General features: G+C 43.3%; 31 protein-coding genes. All 31 read right to left on the bottom strand.

The features are described from left to right. Positions 1 to 4: 4 nt before the first annotated feature. Entirely contained in the window at positions 5 to 388 is a 384-nt protein-coding gene (locus AC2JF7_RS04870; RefSeq protein ID WP_500727574.1) for a hypothetical protein, read from the bottom strand. Next, entirely contained in the window at positions 369 to 524 is a 156-nt protein-coding gene (locus AC2JF7_RS04865) for an XkdX family protein (protein ID WP_500727573.1), read from the bottom strand. The genes AC2JF7_RS04870 and AC2JF7_RS04865 overlap by 20 nt, the downstream gene beginning before the upstream one ends. Then, positions 524 to 880, bottom strand: a complete 357-nt coding sequence (locus AC2JF7_RS04860) for a hypothetical protein (RefSeq protein WP_500727572.1) — start codon at positions 878 to 880, stop codon at positions 524 to 526. The genes AC2JF7_RS04865 and AC2JF7_RS04860 overlap by 1 nt, the downstream gene beginning before the upstream one ends. Positions 881 to 889: 9 nt before the next feature. Then, positions 890 to 1,282, bottom strand: coding sequence for a hypothetical protein (locus tag AC2JF7_RS04855; RefSeq protein WP_500727571.1), 393 nt, complete (start codon positions 1,280 to 1,282; stop codon positions 890 to 892). A 9-nt stretch (positions 1,283 to 1,291) separates the two neighbouring features. Beyond that, positions 1,292 to 2,767: a pyocin knob domain-containing protein gene (locus tag AC2JF7_RS04850; protein ID WP_500727570.1), complete on the bottom strand. Its 1,476-nt coding sequence runs from the start codon at positions 2,765 to 2,767 to the stop codon at positions 1,292 to 1,294. A gap of 14 nt (positions 2,768 to 2,781) precedes the next feature. Beyond that, complete coding sequence (locus tag AC2JF7_RS04845) at positions 2,782 to 3,333, bottom strand: putative phage tail protein (protein WP_500727569.1); 552 nt, start codon at positions 3,331 to 3,333, stop codon at positions 2,782 to 2,784. Next, positions 3,326 to 4,465, bottom strand: coding sequence for a baseplate J/gp47 family protein (locus AC2JF7_RS04840; protein WP_500727568.1), 1,140 nt, complete (start codon positions 4,463 to 4,465; stop codon positions 3,326 to 3,328). Before AC2JF7_RS04840 ends, AC2JF7_RS04845 begins: the two co-directional genes overlap by 8 nt. Further along, a complete protein-coding gene (locus AC2JF7_RS04835) occupies positions 4,452 to 4,922 on the bottom strand; it encodes a DUF2634 domain-containing protein (protein WP_500727567.1) in 471 nt (156 codons plus the stop codon). Before AC2JF7_RS04835 ends, AC2JF7_RS04840 begins: the two co-directional genes overlap by 14 nt. 1 nt (position 4,923) lies before the next feature. Continuing rightward, a complete protein-coding gene (locus tag AC2JF7_RS04830; RefSeq protein ID WP_500727566.1) occupies positions 4,924 to 5,301 on the bottom strand; it encodes a DUF2577 domain-containing protein in 378 nt (125 codons plus the stop codon). Further along, on the bottom strand, positions 5,283 to 6,338 hold the full coding sequence (locus AC2JF7_RS04825; protein ID WP_500727565.1) for an XkdQ/YqbQ family protein: 1,056 nt from the start codon (positions 6,336 to 6,338) through the stop codon (positions 5,283 to 5,285). The genes AC2JF7_RS04830 and AC2JF7_RS04825 overlap by 19 nt, the downstream gene beginning before the upstream one ends. Beyond that, positions 6,335 to 7,027: a hypothetical protein gene (locus AC2JF7_RS04820; RefSeq protein WP_500727564.1), complete on the bottom strand. Its 693-nt coding sequence runs from the start codon at positions 7,025 to 7,027 to the stop codon at positions 6,335 to 6,337. The genes AC2JF7_RS04825 and AC2JF7_RS04820 overlap by 4 nt, the downstream gene beginning before the upstream one ends. A 12-nt stretch (positions 7,028 to 7,039) precedes the next feature. Then, positions 7,040 to 10,147, bottom strand: coding sequence for a tape measure protein (locus AC2JF7_RS04815; RefSeq protein ID WP_500727563.1), 3,108 nt, complete (start codon positions 10,145 to 10,147; stop codon positions 7,040 to 7,042). Between the two features lie 17 nt (positions 10,148 to 10,164). Next, positions 10,165 to 10,317, bottom strand: coding sequence for a hypothetical protein (locus AC2JF7_RS04810; RefSeq protein ID WP_500727562.1), 153 nt, complete (start codon positions 10,315 to 10,317; stop codon positions 10,165 to 10,167). 38 nt (positions 10,318 to 10,355) lie between these two features. Next, positions 10,356 to 10,772 (bottom strand): phage tail assembly chaperone, encoded by a 417-nt coding sequence (locus AC2JF7_RS04805; RefSeq protein ID WP_500727561.1) that lies wholly within the window; start codon positions 10,770 to 10,772, stop codon positions 10,356 to 10,358. Between the two features lie 15 nt (positions 10,773 to 10,787). Further along, complete coding sequence (locus AC2JF7_RS04800) at positions 10,788 to 11,276, bottom strand: phage tail tube protein (RefSeq protein WP_500727560.1); 489 nt, start codon at positions 11,274 to 11,276, stop codon at positions 10,788 to 10,790. 14 nt (positions 11,277 to 11,290) lie between these two features. Beyond that, on the bottom strand, positions 11,291 to 12,700 hold the full coding sequence (locus tag AC2JF7_RS04795) for a phage tail sheath C-terminal domain-containing protein (RefSeq protein ID WP_500727559.1): 1,410 nt from the start codon (positions 12,698 to 12,700) through the stop codon (positions 11,291 to 11,293). Next, positions 12,697 to 13,104 (bottom strand): phage tail terminator family protein, encoded by a 408-nt coding sequence (locus AC2JF7_RS04790; RefSeq protein ID WP_500727558.1) that lies wholly within the window; start codon positions 13,102 to 13,104, stop codon positions 12,697 to 12,699. The genes AC2JF7_RS04795 and AC2JF7_RS04790 overlap by 4 nt, the downstream gene beginning before the upstream one ends. Then, a complete protein-coding gene (locus AC2JF7_RS04785) occupies positions 13,101 to 13,544 on the bottom strand; it encodes an HK97 gp10 family phage protein (protein ID WP_500727557.1) in 444 nt (147 codons plus the stop codon). Before AC2JF7_RS04785 ends, AC2JF7_RS04790 begins: the two co-directional genes overlap by 4 nt. Continuing rightward, a complete protein-coding gene (locus AC2JF7_RS04780) occupies positions 13,541 to 13,906 on the bottom strand; it encodes a hypothetical protein (protein ID WP_500727608.1) in 366 nt (121 codons plus the stop codon). Before AC2JF7_RS04780 ends, AC2JF7_RS04785 begins: the two co-directional genes overlap by 4 nt. Then, positions 13,902 to 14,264, bottom strand: a complete 363-nt coding sequence (locus AC2JF7_RS04775) for a head-tail connector protein (RefSeq protein WP_500727556.1) — start codon at positions 14,262 to 14,264, stop codon at positions 13,902 to 13,904. Before AC2JF7_RS04775 ends, AC2JF7_RS04780 begins: the two co-directional genes overlap by 5 nt. Next, on the bottom strand, positions 14,264 to 15,202 hold the full coding sequence (locus tag AC2JF7_RS04770; RefSeq protein WP_500727555.1) for a capsid protein: 939 nt from the start codon (positions 15,200 to 15,202) through the stop codon (positions 14,264 to 14,266). Before AC2JF7_RS04770 ends, AC2JF7_RS04775 begins: the two co-directional genes overlap by 1 nt. Then, the gene (locus AC2JF7_RS04765; RefSeq protein ID WP_500727554.1) at positions 15,202 to 15,753 is read right to left on the bottom strand and encodes a phage scaffolding protein; all 552 of its coding nucleotides are present in this window, start codon (positions 15,751 to 15,753) and stop codon (positions 15,202 to 15,204) included. Before AC2JF7_RS04765 ends, AC2JF7_RS04770 begins: the two co-directional genes overlap by 1 nt. A gap of 116 nt (positions 15,754 to 15,869) precedes the next feature. Next, the gene (locus tag AC2JF7_RS04760; RefSeq protein WP_500727553.1) at positions 15,870 to 16,208 is read right to left on the bottom strand and encodes a YjcQ family protein; all 339 of its coding nucleotides are present in this window, start codon (positions 16,206 to 16,208) and stop codon (positions 15,870 to 15,872) included. Positions 16,209 to 16,216: 8 nt separating this feature from the next. After that, positions 16,217 to 16,429 (bottom strand): hypothetical protein, encoded by a 213-nt coding sequence (locus tag AC2JF7_RS04755; protein ID WP_500727552.1) that lies wholly within the window; start codon positions 16,427 to 16,429, stop codon positions 16,217 to 16,219. An 11-nt stretch (positions 16,430 to 16,440) separates the two neighbouring features. After that, entirely contained in the window at positions 16,441 to 17,838 is a 1,398-nt protein-coding gene (locus tag AC2JF7_RS04750; RefSeq protein ID WP_500727551.1) for a minor capsid protein, read from the bottom strand. Next, positions 17,825 to 19,258 (bottom strand): phage portal protein, encoded by a 1,434-nt coding sequence (locus AC2JF7_RS04745; RefSeq protein WP_500727550.1) that lies wholly within the window; start codon positions 19,256 to 19,258, stop codon positions 17,825 to 17,827. Before AC2JF7_RS04745 ends, AC2JF7_RS04750 begins: the two co-directional genes overlap by 14 nt. Then, positions 19,249 to 20,499 carry a PBSX family phage terminase large subunit gene (locus tag AC2JF7_RS04740; RefSeq protein ID WP_500727549.1) on the bottom strand — a complete coding sequence of 417 codons (1,251 nt, stop codon included), beginning with the start codon at positions 20,497 to 20,499 and terminating at the stop codon, positions 19,249 to 19,251. The genes AC2JF7_RS04745 and AC2JF7_RS04740 overlap by 10 nt, the downstream gene beginning before the upstream one ends. Then, positions 20,483 to 21,268 carry a terminase small subunit gene (locus AC2JF7_RS04735; protein ID WP_500727548.1) on the bottom strand — a complete coding sequence of 262 codons (786 nt, stop codon included), beginning with the start codon at positions 21,266 to 21,268 and terminating at the stop codon, positions 20,483 to 20,485. The genes AC2JF7_RS04740 and AC2JF7_RS04735 overlap by 17 nt, the downstream gene beginning before the upstream one ends. A 41-nt stretch (positions 21,269 to 21,309) precedes the next feature. Beyond that, positions 21,310 to 22,020 carry a KwaA family protein gene (locus AC2JF7_RS04730; RefSeq protein WP_500727547.1) on the bottom strand — a complete coding sequence of 237 codons (711 nt, stop codon included), beginning with the start codon at positions 22,018 to 22,020 and terminating at the stop codon, positions 21,310 to 21,312. Positions 22,021 to 22,022: 2 nt separating this feature from the next. Next, positions 22,023 to 23,081 (bottom strand): hypothetical protein, encoded by a 1,059-nt coding sequence (locus tag AC2JF7_RS04725; protein ID WP_500727546.1) that lies wholly within the window; start codon positions 23,079 to 23,081, stop codon positions 22,023 to 22,025. Positions 23,082 to 23,415: 334 nt separating this feature from the next. After that, positions 23,416 to 23,928, bottom strand: a complete 513-nt coding sequence (locus AC2JF7_RS04720; RefSeq protein WP_500727545.1) for an ArpU family phage packaging/lysis transcriptional regulator — start codon at positions 23,926 to 23,928, stop codon at positions 23,416 to 23,418. Positions 23,929 to 23,935 lie beyond the last annotated feature (7 nt).

The following is a 23,935-nucleotide window of genomic DNA, read 5'->3' as shown; positions in this document are numbered from 1 at the left end:
TCTCCTAACTTTCTAGTGCTGCCTTCCATAACAATGCAATAATTACCACATCGCCAATAACCGTATGTCCCATTTGCAACTGACCGGCAAAAGCAGCATGGCAAATCTGTGTAACTGCTAAGACAATCATTATCGTACTGCATACAATCAATAATATTTGCTGCACCGCTTTGTGCTTATTGTCGTTCAATGAGCACCACAATAATCCAAACCCAAATACTAAAATGATCACATCCAGCCATTCTGCGTTCATGAAAAAACGCAGTTCAGGCGGCCAAGAAAAGTAATTTCTGTCATACAAAAGGGAGGCGCCTATTGCCACGATTGATACGCTAGCCAGGGCTTGGTCGAAATTGTAGTTAATATTGTTAATCAGCTTTCTCAGCATACGCATCACCCGTAATCCTTTTGTAGGCTTCCCTATCGATAGTGAGGCCGACAAATCCTGCTACAGTCTCCTTGGTATACACACCAACTTCAAGCAGATACTTATAAAGCGATTCAATAATTTTTGAGGCATCCATTACTTTTTACCTCCTTTATCAGAACCCGATGCAACTGCCGTTGATACCAGAGTAACAAGTGACCCAAGCTGCTGGTTAATTGCTTCTTGACTAGCCTGGCTTGTAGTCACCGCCTTGGTCAAACTATCGATAGCTTTCTCAGCCTCGGCAAGTTTCTTGCCTTGAGCAGTTTCATCGCTTTCACACCAGCGATAGTTGTCCCAGTCATACTTAGGCGACTTGATACTAGAGTCTGGTGCCTCAGGCACGAATGGCCAAGCTATCTGCGCATCTTTAGGCGCAAACCAGACCTCGCAGTCGACCTTATTATTAGATAGATAAACTTGTCTATATCCATTGTTTTCTTTTTCTGTCATTTTTTCTCCTTAATCAAACACGATTTTATTGCTTACCGAATTTAAGCCATTTTTTGAAATCCAGTACAAGTCTCCTTGAGTACCAGAAAAGACATTACCAGAATTAAAATTAATTACACTGCTTTCAAGCAACCTTACCAAAATATAATCATTGTCTGTTTGACCAATAACTTGAAATTTTGTGCCGTTCTTAATGGCAGTCGTGAAATCCCATGTACTTGTTGGGTTAAATTCAGTACCCATCACGTGCAAACACCAAAAGTAGCTAACTATCTTGCCCGTTTGGTTATCGGTTGCTTTAGCATCTCCATAAGCGGCACCAATCTTGCCAATGTGATTACTTTTGGTAAAGGTCTCGCCATTCAAAATCAGGTTATTAATTTCTTTGCCGTTAATTAACATATCAACCTCCTAAGGTGTAGCCACAATTACTTCAGGGTGAGCTTTTGAGTAAGCTAAACCAGTGTCGTAATCGGCAGCCGCGTGGATATATTCTTTATTCTCCTGTGCTTCCATCCGTTTGGTTAAATCGACAAGCTTAGTGTCCTGCGTATCATTGACCTGCTTCTGGTCTCCGATTTTATTGGTTAAATCAACAAACTTAGGGTCGTACTTATCGCTTAATTTCTGAATATCGTCAAGGAACGAAAAAGTCCCAAAGATTGGATAATCGCTGGATTTGACCGACATCTCTCTGTAGTACAGCTTTCCGTTTACTATCAAAATCTGGTAAACCGCATTGCTATTCGAAGTGTCATCGAAGTTTAAATTAATAAGCCACCCCCAGAAGTTTCCTGGGAAAGTGTAATTGCTGGATTTAGCATCAATTTTGCAAGAAGAAATTCGATAAACTCCACTATCAACGATATTATTTGGGTTGATTGTTTGATTAGACAAAACTTGCTTAGCTCCACTTGGCGTGATAGTGATTAAGTCAGCAAGCGCAGCTAAAAGTTTGGTCTCTAGAGCAGTCAAATTCTTATCGGTGGCTAGCTTCTCAAAATCGACTTTTTTGCCGCTCTTGTCAGCCCGGCTTCTGACGTAGGTCAGAGTACCATTGCCATAGTCACAAATGTAGACAATCTGCTGATATTCAGTGGCGCCATTCCACTTCGGAATGTTAAAAATCCAACCATAAAGCTTATCGGTGCTCTGGTCAAATCCAGGCAATTGTCCGGCAGACTGCAATTTACAATTCAAGAACTTCGTGATACCCACCGTTGAGTAAGTGTCCAAGTTGATGGTTGTATCATAGATATTGTTCCCAGTGGGACTATTAAGCACCTCAAGCGACTTCGATTCATTCTTCACTTTGTCGTAAAGATTGCTGATGCTGCTGTCAATCTTATCGCTAAGCTTCTGGATATCCTGCTTCAAGGGTAGAGCTTTAATAACTCTATCTAGTTCATCCTTAGTCACTACACCATCTTCAACTACATTGACAGACACGTTATCCGTTTGACCAACCACTACATACATTGTCAGCTGGAAGTTAAACAGCACCTTATCCTTATAATCGGGCATCTTCTCCGGCTCAGCAGCAGTAGTAATCGCATAAAGTATCTCTTTATCACTGCCTTCTTCTTTAGCATACAAACCAATCGTGTTCAAATTGTAGCTGGTAGACAAATCTTTGTTGTTGAAGACCAAGCCGACCCCTATCACGATGCTCTTATCCTGTACTAATTCTGCAACATCCCTAATCTCGCCGAACTGCATTACACTTGGTAACTCGGTCAATTGTTGCAGTTCGGCAATACTCTTGTCTGAAAGCTTCTCAGTGGAGGCAGCGGACTTGGTGATAGCGAATTTCGCCTGACCCTTGTTGGCCTTGGTAGCTAACTCTAATCCGGCATTAGTTAGCACCGTTTTATTGTATTTTGACAAATTCAATCACTTCCTTAATTCTTAAATTGTGATACATTAGCAGGCACCTCCACATCCGCACTGGTCAATATTCCAATGCCAACATAGAGGTTATTGGTCACTTGAACATCTTTGAGAGCAATCTTAATCTCATAAATCATGTTGGCTGGCAGATAGACATTCAAAATGTACCTGATCGAGTCAATCTGCTTGGCGCCAACTTCTGTACCCTTAGCCTCAACAATTGCATTCCGTTTTGCGTAATCAACGCTTACCGTCACTGGTATCTTTAAAGTCTGAAACAACTCTCGCAGATACCTAATTGTGATTGGACGAGGCGGTAACAAGCGCATTAGCACCTTGTTCTGCCGCTCTTCCAAACTGTCACCCGGTTCTGGTTTAATGCCGACCTGGTCTTCATAGACTGCAATACCTGTAGCGTCTGTTTGCGTAACAAAAAGGTTAAGCAATATTCGCATCTGCTTGGTAGCCAGCTCATCTAGCACGCCGCCTTGAACTTGCATAATGGCTTCCATTTCATAGACACCATCATAGTAGTCTGGCAAGTAATTCATCAAATCAGCCATTGAAAGTCACCTCGCCTAGTACCGGAAGTTGTGAAACCTGATTATTGTAAACAAGTTCAATGTCTTTATCCTGACCATTAAGGGTCGGAATAGTCGCATTGACTACTCCTTCGGTCTGCATAATCTGAGACAGGATTTTGGACCGGTAAACTGTTTGGGCATAGCCACGACCCACTTTAGGGTCAACCACTGCCCAGCTCTGTCGCAGTATCTTAAAGTAAGTTTCAACCGCTGTCTTAATCTTTTCCTTAACCGTATCAACACCATGATTGCGATCAATACTAACTGATGTAGAAATATCAATCGTTAACGGTGTAGGAGCCATGACTGTGACCTGGTGGTCGATTGGAGCTAGACCATATCCTTGCGTCTCGCTGGCAACAGGGTCAATGATGTTCTTAACTTTATCGACCAAAGTCTTGCTTGCCGGCATTAAATTGTTGTCCACTACTACCAACTTTACCGTACCTGGTCCGTTCCAGACCGGATAGACCTGCGCTGATCCAACTTCGCTAATCATGCTTAGATAGTCCGTAACATTGCCACCATAGGCAATCCAGTCGTCTGAGCGCAATAGCCGTTCTCGAAGGTGGTCATCGGTTTCTGCATCCCTGGCTGGCACTTCAATCTCGGTAATCTCTGCCCAAGATAACGAGTCGTTGGCTGTAACGGGTAAGATTTGATCAATGTACGAGTTAGCCGCTGTTCCTGCTTCATCTGCAGTCAATTCTCCTGTCAAGTCATCATTGATTTTCTGTACTGTACAAAAAATAGGCGTTTCGCCAATGCTGGCAAATTTATCGCCTATTCTTACGTTATCAATCGGATTGCTGTCTGAGTTCAAGAACTTAGCCTTGACCTCCGTGTGCGTGGCTGCATAGCGCTCCGTGCCGTGTTCTGTTGCCCGATAGTCCAAGAACTCGCCCTGGGCCGTCTTGATATAAGATTGCCGAATGATGTTAGCCATGGTCAGCGATTGCTGGGCCATGACCATTGCAGCTGGTGCTAGGGCATCATAGATAATTGACCCCTCACGTTGGTCAATATCATCGGGCACATTGTCGAGCATCTCGTCTAACCAATATTGGTAGTCCCTGCTGGTATATTCAGCCGCGTACTCATCTGGATTCATCAATTGTCACCTCACTATCTATTGCTATATTTCCATAGACCGTCACACAAGTGCCGTTAACGGTTAATGTGTCACTGCTTGCCTGCTCAATTGTTTCAATTTGCACATCAGTCACTCGGTCATCTGCCAGCAGTGCTTCTTTCAGCATTCTTTCAACTTCAACCTTGGCATAGGCCATATCCTTACCAATCAAGTCATTAATATCGCTACCGTATTGGTCCGAGTAGATAGGATAGACTAGACGCTCAGTTGCCAGTAGCTTGTCGACTGCCTGTACCATTGCCGCCTTTTCATCTACCTTTCCCCGAATGCGACCATTCTCAACCTTGAAGGTTAGCGTCGGCTCATCTTCCAAAGTTTCGTCATCGTCTTCATCAGTGTCGACATCATCTTCCAACTCGGCATCATCTGCTTGGCCGTCTTCGTCTTCAATAACAATAATATCTTCATCGTCCATGCTAGCCCTCCTCTCGTTCAAACAAATAGAATTGTTGACCACCGTCCATGCGAATTAAGGTGACCTTGTCACCTTTTTGTAGGCTGTTATCGAATTCCATCTCCTTGAAGGTAATCCTCTCCTTCACTGTCGGCCGATTACCTGACACGTTGCCGATTTGGTCACTGTGGGTTTGGACTTCAATAGTTGCTTTACCAGGCAGCTTGAATTTGCCAATGTGCTTGCCTAGGACAATGAAGTTATCATCAATTACCATACTGTTAGACAGTTGCACCTTGAGCGGTTTAACCGATGTAACCAGACCGTAAACAACATCCGTATATTCGCTATCTTTACCGCCACGCTCTTGTAGCAGCTGCATTAAGAGTTCGCCAGCCATGCTGCACCTACTTTCATTGTTAGTTTGCACGTATAGTCTGTGCCAAAGTTGTGTTCTGCTTTCAAGATTGGGCAATTCTTTAAAGTCTTGCCAATGTCCGTAATCTTAATTGTGGCTGCATTACCAGCGACTAAGTTAACATTACCCAAGCAATCAATTGACAACTCCTTGTTAGCCTTATTCTTCTTGCGCAATTCATCCTTAGCCTGCTTGACCATCTGAGCATGGTTAGCCTTGTTCTTCTTGTTGACGGTCACCTGCAACTTGCCCCACTGCTCTGTAGACTTACCCTTGGCACTGGTTGACTTGAAACTGGTTCGCTTGGGGTCGTCCTGCTTGGCAGTTGCTGACTTCGATTGAGACTTCTTGGTGTCCTTCTGAATAACTTTGACCACGTTTGCTGCATTGTTAATATCGACGGCATAAGAAAAGCCGGTCATTGCCGACTTACTGCCTATGATGATTTTCAGCTTCTTGTATGGGGCCCGTCGTAGCTCCACTACGTCGTAGTTAGCGTACAAGTAGTACATGTGCTTGGTAGCACTCAAAGTCTTTGTGATGGCGCTCTTGAGCATGTCAAAGTAGCTCTTGCCATCGCAGACCTCTGCTGCCACCTTGTGCCTAGGCGTATTGACCACCTTATGTTTAACACCAGCCCGCTTGCAGACGTTGGTAAAACGCGCTGCAATAGTGCCCGACTTCCAGACAATTGAGTCCTGGTTCTTCAAATAACGTAACTTGTCATAGCATGTCACGCTGATTGAATTGTCATCTTTGACTTCGTACTTGAACACATAGCCGTAAAAAATCTTGTGGTGATCCCACCTGAAGGTAATAATGTCCCCCTTATAAGGGATAATTGGATGCGCATCTTGGTACAAGTCAAAGGTCAACTCACCTGCTGAGAAGTTCAGGTCAGTGGTCCACTTGATGTTGCCTGCAACTTCTCGCAGGTCATAGGTGGTTCCTTTCCCGTTCTTCTTCGACTTCCGATAAAGGTTGCTTCGTCTTTTGAGTTTAAACGTTGTCGCCGTCATGCTTTCTTCACTTCGCTTTTCTTAACCCAGCCTCGTGCCGCACCATTTACGCCAACACAGATCGGATATTTATTGCCAGTAGCAATATTAATCACGTTGCGCTTAGCATTCTTCTCATATGCTCCAGGTCCTCTACCAGTGGCATCCATGTGCAGTCGGCCATTAACGATTACGCTAGAGCCAACGCCAAACTTCTTTGGTGGTGAAATCCTGCTCTTGCCCTTCTTCGACTTATGCCTTTTCTTCTTTGACTTTTTCTTGGCCACTTTCTTAACCGAATACTTACGATACTGCTTCAGTGTTAGTGTGTACTTGTATTCTTCGTCATAACCATCCTCAAACCCGTATTCAAAAGAAGAAATAGTCATGGGCATGCTAATTTTGGTATTAGCTACCACTACTTGAATGTGACCCTTAGACTTTTGAATCTTCTTAAGAAATTTAATGTAGTAGTCTGGATCTTTAGGGCTGTCTACAACCGTGTAAGTTGTCTTGTTAAGTGGAAAAGTACTGTCAATTGTCAGTTCGACCAATTTAAGGTCACCCAGCTGGTTGACTTCGCCCAAGTTAACGACGGTCTGACTCTTGTCATCGCCCTCGTACTTAAGCTTTAACTCAGCCGGGTTGACCGGCAATTGGACAGTCTTATTATTCTTATAATTTGTCAAGAATATACCGAAACCGTCCATTAATATCACCCTCTAACTTAATGATTTTTCTCTTTTAGAGATAATTTTGTTTTCAATTGCGGAAAGCAGAGCATCAGCATCATAGTCAGCGTTACCTGTACTGTTTATCTGAATTGCTCCACTCTCGATTGTCACAGTAGCGCTGTGGTCCTCAGACTTGCTGCCGAAGCCGCCAAACTTGGAGCCAAGCAGACTATTAGATCTACCGTCATCGCCGCTGTATGATGTGTCAATCTGATCGGTTTCATCAATGCCAATGCCTGCATTGGCACCATTAAGGCTGCTTAACGCACCGCCAACCTGGGTGATTGCATCATAGGCCCGATTAAACCCGTTAGCCAGCATGTCACCAGCATTAGACTTGCTAATTGCTAATGGATTAAGCGTTGGCGTCATATCTGACGCAGCTGCAACTACACCTGCAGCCATACTTGCTGAAGCGTTAGCAGCTACATCTGCGTCATGGTTAAGGCCAATCGCCAGGCCCTGGTCTAGCCAGCGACCATATTGATTGAACAATTTAGATGGTGAGCCAATGTGGAAGAAACTCTTAGCTGCACCGACTACTTTGCCGGCAACATTGCTGACAGCACGAACAGCTGAACCGATCATTGACGTAATACCGTTGATAAGGCCTTGAATTAGGTCTTTACCAACGCTTACCAATGCGCTGCCAAAACTTTTGGCTGCATTAACCGCGTTCTGCACACCGTTACGTACCGCGCTAACCACATTCTGCATAGCTCCTGTGATAGCTGCAACTAGCATTGTGCCTGCCATAATGAACATGGCCACCATCATCATTGCAGCTGCACCGGCTGCTACCATACCAGCAGCAACCATCATCAAAGCAGCACCAACCACCATTAGTCCAGCACCTAAGATAATGGCTGCTACGCCCAAGAGTAAAACACCAACTGCTGCCACCAGAATAAGTGGCGTGGCCATCGCTAAAGCTACAGCAAAGAGCAGCATTCCAACAGCTGCAATCATTGCAACTGCCGCAACTAGGGCAATTCCAACGCCCATTAGTATTAGACCGACGGCTGCCACCAGTGAGAAGGCAGCTAGTAAGGCCACTCCCACACTCAGTAGCATCACCCCGACGGCTGCTACAATTGCAAAGATACCCAAGATCAGTAGTCCTGCACCCAACAGTGCTGCACCAACTGCGCCAACTATCATTGCAACGCCTAAAACTACAATTGCCAGCGCTAGACCAATTACTCCGACGGCACCAACAATCGCTGCAATGCCAAACACCGCAATGGCTCCAGCAAGCAAGAGAATATTCAGCGCTGCTTGAGCCCCATAATTAGCTATATTGGGCAGCTGCATCCCTAGTAGTGCTAAACCAGCGGTCGCAATAAAGATAGCCGCTCCAATTATTAAGAGTGCTACTCCAAACACTAGAAATCCTGCCGCTCCATCAATAAAGGCTGCACCAAGTAGCTTAACAACAACTGCTAGAGCACCAATTGCCACAATCATTCCAAAGAAGACAGCAATGGCTGCACCGCCACCATTTGCTAGTGACGTTGCGGCCTGGGCTAGTATCCAGAAGCCACTAGCAACTAGCACGACTGCAACACCTACTGCCATTAAGGCTGCACCGAGTTTCATAAATGCTCCTGCACTTTGAAGAATACCACCTGTCTTAGGTACTTCAGGTGTTGGTACTTTAGGCGTTTTCATGCTTTTTAATTTTTTGAAAAAGCCAAAGACACTTGATAATCCCTTGCCAATTGTGCCAATCACTTTGAGCACAGCAAATGCAATAGCTAGATTTTTTATTGCTCCTGCAAGATTGTTCAAGGTTCCTGGTTTTAGCTCACTTAACTTGTTAAGCCCTGCAACAACGGCGGTGAAAATCAATCCTTTGGTGCCTGTTTTAAGGATAAGAAATGCTGCACCAAGCTCTTTTAGACTGCTTGGATCGAGCTTGCCAATAACTCTTGCCATGGCGCTGATTGCCTTGGCCAATCCCGCAATTGATTTGCCTGAGATTGACCCAATCATGGTGAAGAAGCTAGTGCCACCCGTTCCGGTACTCATGGTATCGGTCAGGTTGCTAGCCGCATCAGCAATTGTTTGAAACATCTTGCCAATTTCGCTACCTGCGCCCGAACTCTTGAAGCCATCAAAGACATCCATTAAACCCAACTTAAACTTGTCAAGTATCGGTTTGACATAATTAATAGCGTTAATGATGCCATCGCCGAAGGCATTCCAATTCAAATTGCCCAGACTATCAGTAATGCCGCTTATTGCTTCGATACCAACTTTACTTAGCTTTTGGAATTGCTTTTGTAACCCATTGGCTAAGGTTTCTTTTAACCCATCCATAGCTTGACCAACCGTCTTATATTCGGTGGCCATTTTACTAAAGTTAGCATTGGTACCAGTTTTGGCTACTGCGTCCAGGAATTCCTGGGTCTTGACTTTACCGTCTTGGACATTAGTAACCAACTGCTGGGTCGACATCTTCATCGACTTGGCCACCGCAGCCATTCCGGCAGGAGTCTGTTCAAGCATCAGCTTAAAGTCTTGCCATTGTACTGTAGGCTTGGCTGCCATTTGCGTTGCTTGCTGACTAAGCGTCTTCATCGCTTGCTTAGGGTCAGTTGCTGCTGCCGCTAATCCACCGAAACCTTTAACCAGTTTAGTGGTGTTTTTAACACCAACTGCTGCTAGCTGACTGTACGTTGACGACATGTCAGATGCTGAGTAAATCGTGTCCTGGGCAAACTTTTGCATTTCACCCTTAGCAGCTGCAATTTGTGCCGGTGACCGCCCCAATTGACGCATGTTGCCGTCAAAGGTCTGCCAGGACACACTGGCTTCGTTCAGTTCACCAACCATTGACCGAATTCCTGCTGATGCTGCACTTGTGGCTGAACTAATCATGCCTCCAAAGGCAGTACCAGCAATTATTTGCTTTAAACCAATGCCGGCACTCCTTGCATTATTGCCAAGCGACAGCATGCCTCCGCCACCACTATTCATTGCACCTTTTAATCGATTACCTAAGCCTACACTGCGTTGAACACCAGCATTAAACTTGTTGAGCGTGTTGCTAAAGGCATCGCTAATCTTAAGCGTACTGCTAATTGTTGCCATTATTTATCCTCCTTTCCTTAAATATGTTTTGAGCGCGCCTTACGCTTAGCTTCACGCTCTTGCTTCTTTTCTTCTTTCTGCCGAATCTGGATAGAAGCAATAACTAGTGCCTTTTCCTGCATTGACAATGAAACGTATTGATTAGGAGTCCAGTGATATTCATTCAGCACATAGTGATAGATGCCGAAGTCACCATAGGACTCTTCAATTAGTTTTTTGCCTGTTCTACGTAATTGTCGATACTGTCGACATCAAAGCCAGAAAGCTCTTGGATAGCCTGACCCAAGTCGGTATATTGACCTGCATTGAGCATCTTCTTCACTACACCGGCAGGGTCCGCAATGCAGCCCCAGGACTTTTGCAGCTTCTCGTTGTTTAAGTCAGGTTGTACGATTGCATCTGCCATCATTAAATCAACTAACTTGTTCTGGTCTGTTTCCTGCACACGCTGGTGGGTCTTCTTGTTGATGTAGCTTTTGGTCGCTTGCTTTTGCAAATCGTTAAATTCATCTGCTGTCAAAGCTTTAATGATGAAGGGATCTTTGAACCCCTTGAACTTAATCTCTTTAGTTTCTGCTTCCTTTTTGACGTTTTCTGCTAAAAAGCTCTCTACGTTGTAAGCCATCTATTTACTTCTCCTTTATAAATCGAATCCATCGAATGCTGATACCAAGTTTACTTGCTCAAAAGTAAAGTCTGATTCCCATTCCATAACGCCGTCATCCGCTTCAAAGTCAGCAAATGGCACATCATCTAAATTGACTTCACCAAAGTGCAGGGTCTGCGAACCGGCTCTACTGGTTGGATCATTGATTGTCATTGTGATTTCAAAGTATAGGTCCTTGCCACCATTGACATAAGGCAGGGCATACTTGGTCCAGTTTGAAGAAATTAGATAACCACCTAATGTCCCAGTGCCTTCAACTGAAGTAACCTTCTTATGCTTCCAGCGACTGCCTAGGGTCTGCACATCTTCCTTGTTCTTTTCTAGCTTAGCGCTGAACTTTTTGCATTCGATTAACGGAATAACTTGCCCGTTAATCGTGATATATACTTTCGCATCTTTGGTAGAGATTGTGTCTCTACCGTTTAAGAAGCTGCCTACTGTGCTTACTGTTTCGTCTGCCATTTATTTACCTCCTACTACTGAACCGTCATAGTCATATACAGTTTTTCCATCGAATCAAGCGGCGTGATTGCCAGTGTGACTAAAATTGCATCCCTGTCGTCACCAGAATCGATTGTGATATCACTAGCATCAAAGCCAGTAATTACACCCGCATCACTTAAATCTTGCAAATAGCTAACTCTGTTAGCTTTAAATAAATCCCTACCAGTTGTGTCGTTGGTAATCTTGCCAATGAACATCTCTTCAAAGGTCCGCTCAGTGTTAGTGACAATGGTGTCCATTGTCCGCACTACCCGATTCTTACTGAAGAACACTGGCTTTTCATCTGAGAACTTAGTCAAGGAATTGATGTCTTGCTCAATTACCACGGTCTCATTGCGCTTCGTGGTAAAGACAATCTGCCCCTTTTCTAAAGCTGAAATTGTCTTGTCATTGCTAAACTTAGGATAAGCACTGATTGCTTCTGGGTATTCGGTATAGGTCAAAGACTTGCCCGCATCAGCTGCACTTGACGCACCAGCAAAGTAAGCAGTTGCGACGGTAGCATCTAATTCTGTGCCATCACCTAGGACCACACCGTTAGCAACTACTGAAATGCCTTCGTAATTGATTTGGTCATTGATAGCCGGAATTACTCCACGCACTTTTATACCGTTGTCTTCTCGCAAGTGTTTAATTTCATCGACCAGTTGCTTGTGGATTGGGTCATTAACGACAAAGCCAGCTGTTGTGGCCACGTTGTAGTCCTCAGTTTCTAGTGCTTCGTTAAGCAAGTCGCTTACGTTTACCGTTGTAGTCGTACCACCAGTCAAGTCAACCGTCACATCGTTCTGCAATTGCTCTAACTTCGAGCTCCTAGTGACTGGTGACTGTTTTGGCTTAGTCTTGTCGTCATCTGACTTAGGAGATGGCGAAGGTTGAGGCGCACTGTCATTGGTAACCGTCACTTTGATAAAGTCGTTATCAGTAAACTTGGCTGGTTCATCAACGGGGATTACTTGCTGGTCAACCATCTTCGTTCCAAAAATGGTTGAGACTGTCACCTTGTCATCCGTCTTCTGCACACTGACATGCAGGTCATTACCCTTGGTGCCTGGATACTGAGCGGTAAAGGACCACGGCAATGATGCGTCATTAACGCTTGCAGCTCTACCGTCATTGTTATTCAGCAATAGCACCGTATTGGCACCCTTTAGCGCTTCTCGTACTGCCTGCAACTCCGGGTCGCTTAGGTCGTGCCCTAGCAGTGCCTCAAAGTTGGCATCACTGTCTAATTTAATAATTCCTTTAGCACCCCAATTTAACGGGGAACTAATCGGCATTAATGTTCGACCAATCTCTGCGTTAACTTTGCCGTTGCCCTTACCAATCACGTTGATATATGCACCTGGCCGGCGCTTATTTTGTGTTTTCCAAACTGTCATTTGAAACTTCCTTTCACTTCTTGATTATTCATTTTGAATTCTTCTTTCTTATCGGGATAAAAGCGACCCCAGACTTCGAACTGATAGACCAAGGTATTGTCTTCTTGCTGGGTCATCTCTATGTGCCGCAATGGTGCATAATCCTTGAGCTCCAACAGACCGCTGAGCAGGTAGTCCTCCACCCACTCCATGTCTGCCTTGGGATGGTCAGGGTCAGGAAAGTAGATGACCTGATACTTGTAGCCTCTAGCTTGTCGGTCGAAGAACTGCCTGGCCACTTCTGTCCCAATTTTCTCAATAAAAAAAGACGGTTCTTCAAAACCGCCTGTTTGATTTTCAGTGTAGATGACCGCATCAGGAAAAATCCTGGCTAGTTCATCCGCTATACGTTCGATAATCGTCAACTATCCATCAACCTCCTCAAGATATCTTGAGTAACTGGTGTAAGCAGCTGTGGCACTTGGCTATTAGTCTCACTAGTTGCCTTCTCCAAAAAGTGCTGACCTGGTACCCAACTTGCTTTGAGCCGCTTGCCAATTGCTGGCACATACCTACCTGGTGTCTGCCGGTGACCATACTCTACAAAAGAGGCATATTCTTTGCCGTTTCTTATTTCAATCGAAATATTGGAACCTGAAAAGAATGGCCCCTTGAGTTGCCAATTCCTGCGCAAGTCTCCAGAATCAACTGGTGTTAGCTCCTCAGCATTCCGCTTATATTGCTCGCCGACTTGCTTGGTAGACTTGATTAGCTCTTGCTTGAGTTCACCACCTGAGACAAACGAGTTGACGTGCTTAGCAAACTCTTGCAATTCCTTATCGTCAAAATCTCCAAATGCACTCATGCTTTTTCATCCCTAACCATCGCCACTTCCTGATGGCTGACATAGCCCGAGTATCCCTTGCTGGCTCGCTTATAAGTGACTACCTTGCCATTAACATCGGTCACCACGATCTTGGCCCCAGCCGGAATGTCAATCCCGGTCCTAATAAGTAGCTTGGCATCGTATTCATCAGTGCCAAAGAATGACTGCTCACTGGCTTTTAATCCTTTTAGGATAACCTTAGCCGGTTCATCCTTAACGAGCTCTATGGGTTCATTGTTGACTATATGGTGGTCGTTAGTTACCTTCTTAGTGCCGTAGATGGTCACCTTGTCATTCCACAACTGGGGAGCCACTTCTTTCAGCCGGTTAAAAGCATCAATCATCTGGTAGCCTCCTGAAGTGGTTCAGTTCGTTCAAGAAATCATCTGTCACTGGGTTCAGTTGCTGCACCTTAACGTACAGGTCAGCAGGCGAGCCATAGCTAACCGACACATCCCCTTCACTGATTGAGTTGACTGCATCACCTTTTAGCCAATCGTGGGTCTGAATTTGCTGGATGCACATCGCCACAATTGTGGTGTCAATCTCAGCCGGCAGCTCCTTGACTGAAATATTGGTGTAGTTGGCCACCGACTGGATTACTCTGTCCACGTTGAAGTCAACTACATTGTCATCGATTGCATCACCCAATAATTGGGTGACCTTATCCTTAATTTTGCTTCTACGTTCTTCATCCATTACTGCTTCCCGCTTTTAGGTGCTGGTGCACTTGGCTTATCTGCCACTACGAACTGAATGCCGGCTGTCTTTGTGTTAAGCAGTAATACGTCATCATACGATTGCTCATAGTAGAGATAGTTGCCGCTAGATGCTGCCGTTGGCGCATCGAAGCCGACAAAGTGGTACTTCTCTGGTGCCACTTGCACACCGTTGTAAATCAGCATCATCTGAATTTGCTTGGCTGAATCAACTAATTTTGAGCCGTCAGTGAAGTCATAGTCTGTCTGCATCAAGTCTGACGGGATAACGATAATGTTGACGTCGTCCAAGCTGTAGACGCTGCGGTCAATCTTGTTCGGGTCCTTCAGCGACAGTGCCCGGTTCATGGCCTCCGCGCGCTTCAGAATCGCATTAATCTTCGGCGTCACATAGAGGAAGCGGTTTTGGTTAGGAATTCGTGCTTCATCGAAATCGACCATCATGTTATCGAAGGCTGTCAGGATGTTCTTCTCATCAAGGGTGTCTTTGGTAATCCCCTTACCACCGTCTTTAGTGTTCTTTTCTTGGAACAGCTTGCTGAACATATAGCGGTCCTTTTCAGGCATCTTCTGCGTGATGTTGAATTGCCGTGTAATGTTAGCAATTGACACTACTTGGTTAGTCTCATCAATATCAGATGGGTCAACCAATGTGCTCCAATATCTTTCATTCTTCAGCTCATAAGAATCCCAGTCGTTGCTGTAATTAGCTGCAATCTTAGTAATTTCACGTCTAGTTCTATCCTTACGGCCTTCTAAAATGTTTAGTCTAGGTAGCTTAATGTGATTTGCACCATCAAATGTAATTAATCCATTTGAGGGTGAGTTCCATAAGTTGCTGGTGTAGAGGTTTCCTTCATAAAAAGCCTCCTGTACTGCTTGTTGGTACGCTTCTGCGTAATTAATTGTTGCTGGCATTATTTAATATCTCCTTTAAATGCTTCTGTCAAAACTTCTGCCGGATTAGGCTCAGTTCCACCGCTGCCACCTTGTGGTTGGTAGTTTTCTTTGCTGCCTTCATCGAACAGATAGCCATCTGATTTTTGCAACAAACTGATTTGGTCATTGAGCCCTTCAAGCTCGCCCTTGTCATTGAGCTTAACCTCGTCCATGTTTAATAAGGCTTTAGCAGCCTTAGGATTGCGAACTTTGGCAGTGGTCAAAGCAGTATCTACAGCGCTGTTCAGCTTGGTCTGCTCTAGCTCCTTAGCCAAGTTCTCCGTGTCCTGCTTGTACTTGGACTGTAGCTCCTGAAACTTGCCGGATAACTCTTCGTTGTCACTGGCTTGCTTCTTCAAGCTGCGTAGGTCCTTGTCACGCTCGCTAATCTGAGCTTGCAATGACTCGTTAGTCTTGCCCAGTTCATCTGTCTTAGCCTTCATTGCCTCAACATCAGCGCCATGCAGGCTCATAATCTTATCAATCTGTTCATCGTTTAAATCTAACTTCTTTAAATCTTCTCTTTTCATTTTGTTTCCTCTCTCGCGATCTTTTACGTGGGGCGACCACATTCAAGGTATAAAAAATAAGCCTTTTTACGCCATGCTCAGGGCAAAATAAAAAGCAGCTGTTGTGCTGCTTTAATTTATTTGATTAGTGGAAGCCAATCCCTGACTTCCTTAAAAATTCTATATGCTTTCTGCATCATTGAGTTTTCTGCAAGATATTGCAATCCATCGCTTGTTATAACCGTACTGCTCCTATTACCCAAGAGTATACCGCCACTTAACAATGGAGAAAACGTAATACCTTCAATATAACCATCTTTAAACAGCATCTGTAGTGTACGCACAAATTGCTTTTGGGATATATTAAAGGTATCTGCTTTTAGTATGTCAGGGTCTGCATCTTGACCATTTTCATAGCAATATTTTAGATAGCTCAATATTTTGTATGCAATTGTGAAATAATCATTATTACTCATTGCTCTGCCTATGCTGGTACTGCGCTTACTACATCGGAAATCCAGATATCTTGTGGGTTATCACCCGCAGCCATGAAGATCATTTCAGGCTGATCATCATCTTCATTTTCGATTTCTTCTACAAAAATAGTTTTTTTACTCCCATCTTTTAATGTAAACGTGACATTTCTTGCACGGAAGTTTGCAATTATTTCTGGTAAAGACATTTTACGTGGATCCATAATTCAACCTCCTAATTTAAATAACCTGGCTTTCTTGGCGTGATATGTGCCCCTTTATTTTTACGATAAGAAATACGACCCTTTTTTGTTGGATATAAATTGCCGTTTATATCAGACCACATACCAATATATGATTCATGCTTAAACAAAATTTGATTCTTACTGGTACTTTCACGTTTCTTGCCATATTTGTCAATTAATGCTTGAGTTTCAGCAGGTGAAATAATCAATTCACTTACTGGCCGTTTACGACCTTTAGCATAATTATCAAACTCAGGCGTTCCCTTTACATGTTTATTATACTGCTCTGCATTGAGTTCATTCCAGTCAAACTTACCGGTTTTTATATACCTAGTAGCATTATTGGGAATTGTTTGAGCTTTTCTTTGATAATCAACAGACTTCTTCCACTCGTTAAATGTCATATCATCAACATAATAGCCTTTGCCCGTTTCAGGGTCCCTTGCCCAGTGTTCTTTGCTATTTGTTAACCCCTCCATGTATGGCATCGTCGTGCATCTGCAGTAGGGATGAATCAAGGGATAGTTGATGCCGTCCTTGCGGTCCTTCAAATCAAAGATCTGACCGTCAAGGTGGCCGCACTCCTCGCAGGTGTGTGACTCCAGCGTCGCCAGGTACTGATATTGCTCAATTCCTTCTTCCCTGTAAGCGTCTGCCGTTGCCGCTTCTGCCACATGGCCCATCTCAGTATTGATTAAACGGTGCAGTTGATAGTCTTCAACGTCTTTCAAGCGTTGACGCATCATGTCGTAAATCTTATTGTGCGAATAACCTAGAATAGTACCGCGTAACAAGGCATCGCCTAGCTCGTTGGGCAAGACTTCCGTGTAATTCTGCCAAATCCGTTTAGAGAAGTTGCTGCCACGCCATGGTCGATTAACGATTGCCCGCACCTGGTACTCGTTCACGTTAGCAAAATTGCTTGACAGTTGACCGCTCCGCATTTGCGTGTTGTAGATAGTGTGCATGTAGGTGTCTTGATACTGGTTCGACAAACCTTGCTGCAGGCGATTGCTTTCATCATCTGCATACTGTGCCATTATCTGCGTCAGCTGCTCGTCGATGTTTTCAAGCCTCGATAGACGACTGCGAAAGTATTCCGCATCCAGTTCCTGGTCGTATCCTCCTGCTTTTGCCTTGGCTTCAAACTCTTTTAAAGTCATGTGCCAGTCACGTGTCCCGATGGTTTCTAAAATTCTGCGAGCATCTTTGACGTCAATTTCTTGGTTAGCAGCGTACCGCTTGAGCCAGTGGTCGACTTCCTTTTCCAGTGCCTGCTCGGCCTCCTTTAGTCTCGCCCGCATCGCTGCTTCATACTGGGCTGTATTGGTTAGTTGCTGGTCCTTTTCTTGTAAGAAGCGCTTCTGCCAATAATTAAGCTTGGCCATCGTCATCATCACCGTTTAGACTGTCAGGCTGTCCGTATTGGTCGCTGCGGTCCTTCAAGTCCTGCTGCTGGTCTGCTAGCTCTTCTTGCCAATCCTCAACGATTGGGTTGGCTTTGGCAATGGCTTCTTTGCTCGTCCAGTTGGCCAGCTGACTAACCACCTGCGCACGCTCGACATCGTTTTGAATAGCCGTCCTGGTCCAAGTTTGGTTAATCCGCCTGCTATCTGCGTCTGCCACGCCCAGCCAGCGCATGATTGCCCGGATGAGCTCGGTTAGCGCATCCATGAAGTAGGCCTCCGTCTTAGCTGCCTTGAGTTCCAGGTGCGAATACAACATCTTGATAGCTGTACCGGTGGCGTTATTGGTCTCGAAGTCGGTTGGATCGATGCCTTGGGCATGAACAAAGATGTTTGTCTTGGTCGTCTCCAGCATTGAGTTGCGGGCCTCGGTCGGGATGTCAATCGTCAACTGGTCTACGCCCGAGTTATCACCTGCACCCATGCTCCTAATCTTGATGGCCTTCTTGTTTTTGAGTTTTTCCAAGAAATCATCTAGGCTCTGACCTTCGTAATTCTTCAGGATTAGAATGACTTGCTGAATATCATCCAGGTCATTGGCATAGCCGTTAAAGACCTTGTCATAGATGTCAATCAGACCCTTGTACTTGTACAAGTCCGGCTGCATTTCTTTGTTCTTCGGGAATGCAATGAACGGTATCCTACCTAGATTGTGCTTGTAAACGTTGGACTGACCCGTCTCCGTATTAGTCGTCATGTCGTAGATGGTGAAACGGTCATCCATCGCTTGCAGGTTAGCGTATTCTGAGTCACTGCATTTTGACTTGTAGGTGTAGCACGCTTGGTCGTCCCAATATTCGTGCACCCAGTAGCTCTTGGCTGTCTCAGGGTCAAGTTCTAAGTATGACCTACGCAAGGCCACTAACTTGCGGTTGAGCTCGGTCGAATAGATTGGCACAATCTGACTAGGCGGTACCAAGGCATAGCGGAACTGACCATCTTCATCAATCCAATAGTGCACCCAGGCAACTCCCGCATTGGCTGCATCCACGACCAGCTCATTAAGCCTTAAGGCAAAGTTATCACCCAGCGTGTCCTTAATCCGCTCGTTGAGCCTGTCTTCGCCCACGTCAATCGATGGTGGTTTGGTCGCAAGATAGCCAGCTTCTTGGTCGACTAGCAGTTGGTGGAAGTTGGAACTTACTCGGTTATTAGCTCTCCGCAGCGGATTTTTCTTAGCCTTGCCCTCATCATCTTCCTTGGTCTTAGACTCGCCGTTGTTAACTATGGTGATGTCATTTTCATTCTTGTAATAATGCTGCGAGGTCTGATACTTCTTGTCGAACGCCATGCGTTGACCTTCGGTATCCTTCAGCAGCTTCTTCATTGCTTCTAATTCCACTCAACAAAACCTCCTCTCCGAATCAAACTTTCTAGGGCATACCTGGTGGCATCCATCGTGTGGTCATTGCCATCCGGGTAGCCCGACTTGTAATTGCCGTTCAGGTCAATGTCGAACTCGTAGCTGGTGAACTCACTCCAGGCATCAGGGCATCTTACGGGGTCAATCACAATTTCGCGTAGGTCTTCTAGCCACTTATAGCCGTGATCTCTTGAACCTGGCCCCTTGATTGCACCGTAAATGTTCAAGCCTTGGTCGCCGTATTCAGCAATCATATCGGGGGATGCTGAATCAGCAGTTACTGGCTCGTTACGCGGATTACGCTCTTTAATCATCGCCACCGCATCACGCACCTTCAGGCCCACCTTTTCAAACTCATCGAAAATAAAAATTCGGCGTCTAGCCGAATCCCAATAAATCTTTACATATGCTGTAGGGTCTTTTGCAAAACCAAAGTCCAAACCGTGGTACACCTTGTCAAAGGTAGCAATCTCTTCCTGCGTAATCTCACGGGTAGTGATATTGTTGAATACTTCTGCACCAGTCCCAGTGACCTCGCCTAGGTACTCGTGCCGGTAGGCCTTCTCGTTGTCTCTTTGCAACTGTTTGGCATCCGCCAGGAACTCAACACCAAGCCAGCTCTTTGGCACTGACCGGTAGTCTGAGAGATTGACCAGCGTGTCGTCACGCATCTGCTCTTTGTCGACTGCTTGGTTCACCCAATTAGACTGCCTTGCCGGCGGGTTGTACGAGTAAAAGGTAATAATTCCAGAACCACCACGACCAAGAGATTGGTTGATTGAGCGGATTTCTTCCATGCCCTTGAACTCGGTGACCTCTTCAAAATGCTTGAACTTCGTGTAACCTTGCCTGAAGGTCTGCGACTTAATCTTGCGTGGGTCATCTGCACCCTTGAAACGTATTTGCTGACCCGTTGGCCTGTATGTTAACTGCATTGGACTAACTGACGACTGCCAGTATTCGTCTGCATGCAGCAAGTCAATTGCCCACAAATATTGCTCGTAAACTGAATCCCGCAGAGTGTTGGCCACCTTACGCAGGACAATAGCGTTAGCATCCTTATCTTGCATAACACCAAGAACAATCATCAGCGAAATAAAAGAGGACTTGGTCGAGCCACGTCCTCCCTTAAGCCAATAATTAGCATGTTTTCGATTGTGAATATCCCAGAAAAGTCCATAGAATGCTGGCGATATATTCTGTTTAAGACTTACTTGCATTGCCGTCCTCCTTTGGGATGTCAAAATTAATGTTGACTGTCGTGTCCTTATCAGTTGCTTCGTCCTTGAGCCATTCTAGCAGCTTGTCACGTGCCTTAGTCTTGTCAAACAGCTCAATGGTTGCGCCGTCTTTGCCCTTGGTTATCTTCTTAATAACGGACGTGTCAACTTTAGACTTATCCTTGAAATATAAAAAACTGTGGTGGATAACAACGGGCTTTCCGTCTGCATCAGTCACAGTTTGTTCTGTCTCTTCATCTTTTATCTCTTCTGGCCAACTACCGAATTCCATGTAGTCGCCAATGTCAGCCTTAGCCTCTTTGACTACGTCTTTAATCAGGTCGAACGGTTCGATAGATAGCTCTTTCAATCGTGCCTCACGAATGCGTTTGACTTCTTCTTGAATACTAGGTTTTACTAATAGCTGCGGTCCACATACATTGGCAGTCTTGTACTCTCCACCAAACACATTAATGTACGCTTGCGTAGCATTGTAAATCCTTAGATACTCAAGGACAAACTCCTTTTGCTTGTCCGACAACTCACTGTCATTTAAGTCTGAAATTGCTTGTTCAGATGGTGAATTAGGGTGCACCCTTTTTGGTTTTGGGTGCACCCCTTTTTGCGCACCCTTTCGAGTCCAACCATTTCTTTTGCGCCAGGATTTGACCGTGTTGATTGACACACCGTATTTCTCAGCAATGTCCTTGTACTTCATACCCAGAACATAGTCATGTTGTGCAGCTATCCGTCTTTCTGCATCAGTCACATCATTTCACCACCTCCTGATTTCTTGCATAAAAATCTACTTTAGCATTCCATTAATAAATCACCACCTAAAGAATGAACTTCAAATTTATGTTTCGAATCATTTTTAAATAATTCATCAAGTTCATCAGTTTTTTTTCTAGTAATGATATATTTCATAACATCATTGTCATTATTGCCGTCTCTTTCATATTTCTTACCATCCATCTGTACAATATTAATTTTATAAATATTATATCCAAGTAAAATCAAAACAGGATTTAAATAAGTTAAATCAAGTCGTATATACAAAATCATTATAATTAAAAATAAAATTATATTTCCTATTGCATCACTACTTTTAGATTGAACTGTCAATGTAGTCAATGGAACTATATAGGTCATAACGTAGCTTACGATATCTTCACTTACAAGTTTATATCCCTTAGCATTATATTTTTTATTTGCACTTGAAGTTTTATTTCTAAGTATCAATATAAATATTGGCATTATTGCCAAATACAGTAGTGTCCTAAATGCTAGATTATTTAAAAGAGACTGAAAAGAAATATATAAACAAGTTATATATTCCAACATATTTTTGCTAGACATCAACTCAGCTTTTTCAATAGTAAATTTGATTACAAGAATGATAAATAAAGGCTGGAAAGATATCAAAAACATATTTATCTTAACTAAATACTTAAAAGTCAAAAATTGTATTACAGCTATACCTAATATTTGAAATATAATTATAAAATCTCCTAAATTCATTTTCAGCTACCCAATTCGTTTAACTCCAATAATATACTTTTTTTAGGTCTATCAGATAATACTTGAAGAAATGGAAATACACTTTCTTTACTGTACTCTAATTTTCCCTCTCCCACATTGATTGATAATTTTTGGAATTTCTTTTCAAAGTTCGTATCTTTTTTAAATTCTACTATTTCTTCAAGCCTGTTTTTCCATTTTTCTGGATCAGTTATAACTTCTTTCAATTTTTGATTTATTTCTTTACTACTTAATTTTGTTAACATTTTATCCAACATAGGTGTAGACTTTGAATCCTTACCGTAATAGTCGTTCTCTAACTGATCTATACCAGAAAGCTGATTCCTATATTTTTTTAATTCTTTAGCTTTGCGTTGTGCTCTTTTTTTATATTCAGATTCCAAAAGAAACGTTTTTTCGAAAGTGTTTTTACCGTGAGGGTTAATTAAAAAAATCTTATCTTTCGAAATATATACTGCGTCAATTCTTGAACCTACACCAAGTATCAATTCATCATCACTAATTTTAGAAATAGTATTTATTCCATTTGTACTTGTAATATTAGTCAAAAATCCCATACCAATCTTTAAACTATTAAAGTTATTTATACCAAAAAAACCTATATCAGTTGTGCCATTATAAGAAAATTTAACAGCCAAACAAACTGAATTCTTTAATTTATCATCTTTGAATTTACCTTTTATGGCTGTGCTTTCTTTGATATTTTTTATTCCTTCAGAAAGATTATCAAACATGTTCTCATTGCAGTAGTATATTGTTTGGTCATTTTTTTCAATCAAGTTGAACTCTTTAATTTCTTTGCGATTTATTTTAAATGCTTTATATTCATTTACTAAACGCTCATACATTGTATCTCGAATAAAATCTTTTGTTTCAAATTCCGTATAACATAAATCTTTAATTTGTTTTTCACCTTGATTTTCATTTTCTCTATAAAATAATATAATAACTTCTATTACTAAATCTTTTTTATTTTTTGCTTCTACTATTTTATTTTTCCATTTATCAATATAATCACAATCTATTCCGTTTTTTTTCATTGTTCTCTCCATAATACTTTAAGTTTATTTAGATTAAACACTAAAAAGCGGGGCCTTTCAAGCCTCTTTTTAATCAAAATATTATGAACAACTATTTTTATTTAATGTTGCATAGCTACAACTATGAACGTGACGAGCATTGCACTCGCTTGCTAATAGGTCATCGCATGTCTAATGCAGCAGCAGGAATCGAACCTGCTAAGATACCAGTGCCGCACCCTCTGTCATATTAACTTGTTCTAAATTGTATGAAAGGAGGAATAGTTTAACGTCGTTGCGGACGTAATAGCTATCAAGAATTATTCTTTTCTTGATGATACCAATATAACACCCTTCAACTCCGATAATCCTCCGATTCTGACCCGAAATTGACCCGATTTTGATTTTTCGGAACCTTCAATTCAGGAATCTCGACATCATAGATTGTCTTCCAAGTATCAATTGTGTCTGCAAACTGACATAGTGCATACCTTTTCAAATCACTGTACCGTGAGTCGCTATATTGCACCCTGTCGGCGACTTTCCAGTCGTCTAGCTCATCTATATACAATGCTTTTAAAATTGTTCTGAAGGGTTGTTTGGTGCTGTCAGCGCAATGGTCAATTGCTTGATAGACTGCCTTGCATCTGTCTTGCATGTCTAAGATGTGCATCATCTTTCCCTCAGCGCCATTGCCATTACGTGCAGCAATACCAGTTAAATCAAGCTGTGGACTGCTGAGGTCAGTACGATGATAACCTGCCTTGATTAGATAATTGGGAAAGGTCTTCTTAAAAAATGCCCGCACCTTCCTTGATGTTTCCATCTGGTCTATATCAAGCCCTAAGTCGATGTCGATATTGTCCACAAACTCA

This window comes from Lactobacillus sp. XV31L (genome assembly GCF_059900865.1).
Note: the sequence above shows the minus strand (reverse complement) of the source record. Positions and strands in the feature narration are given on the sequence as shown.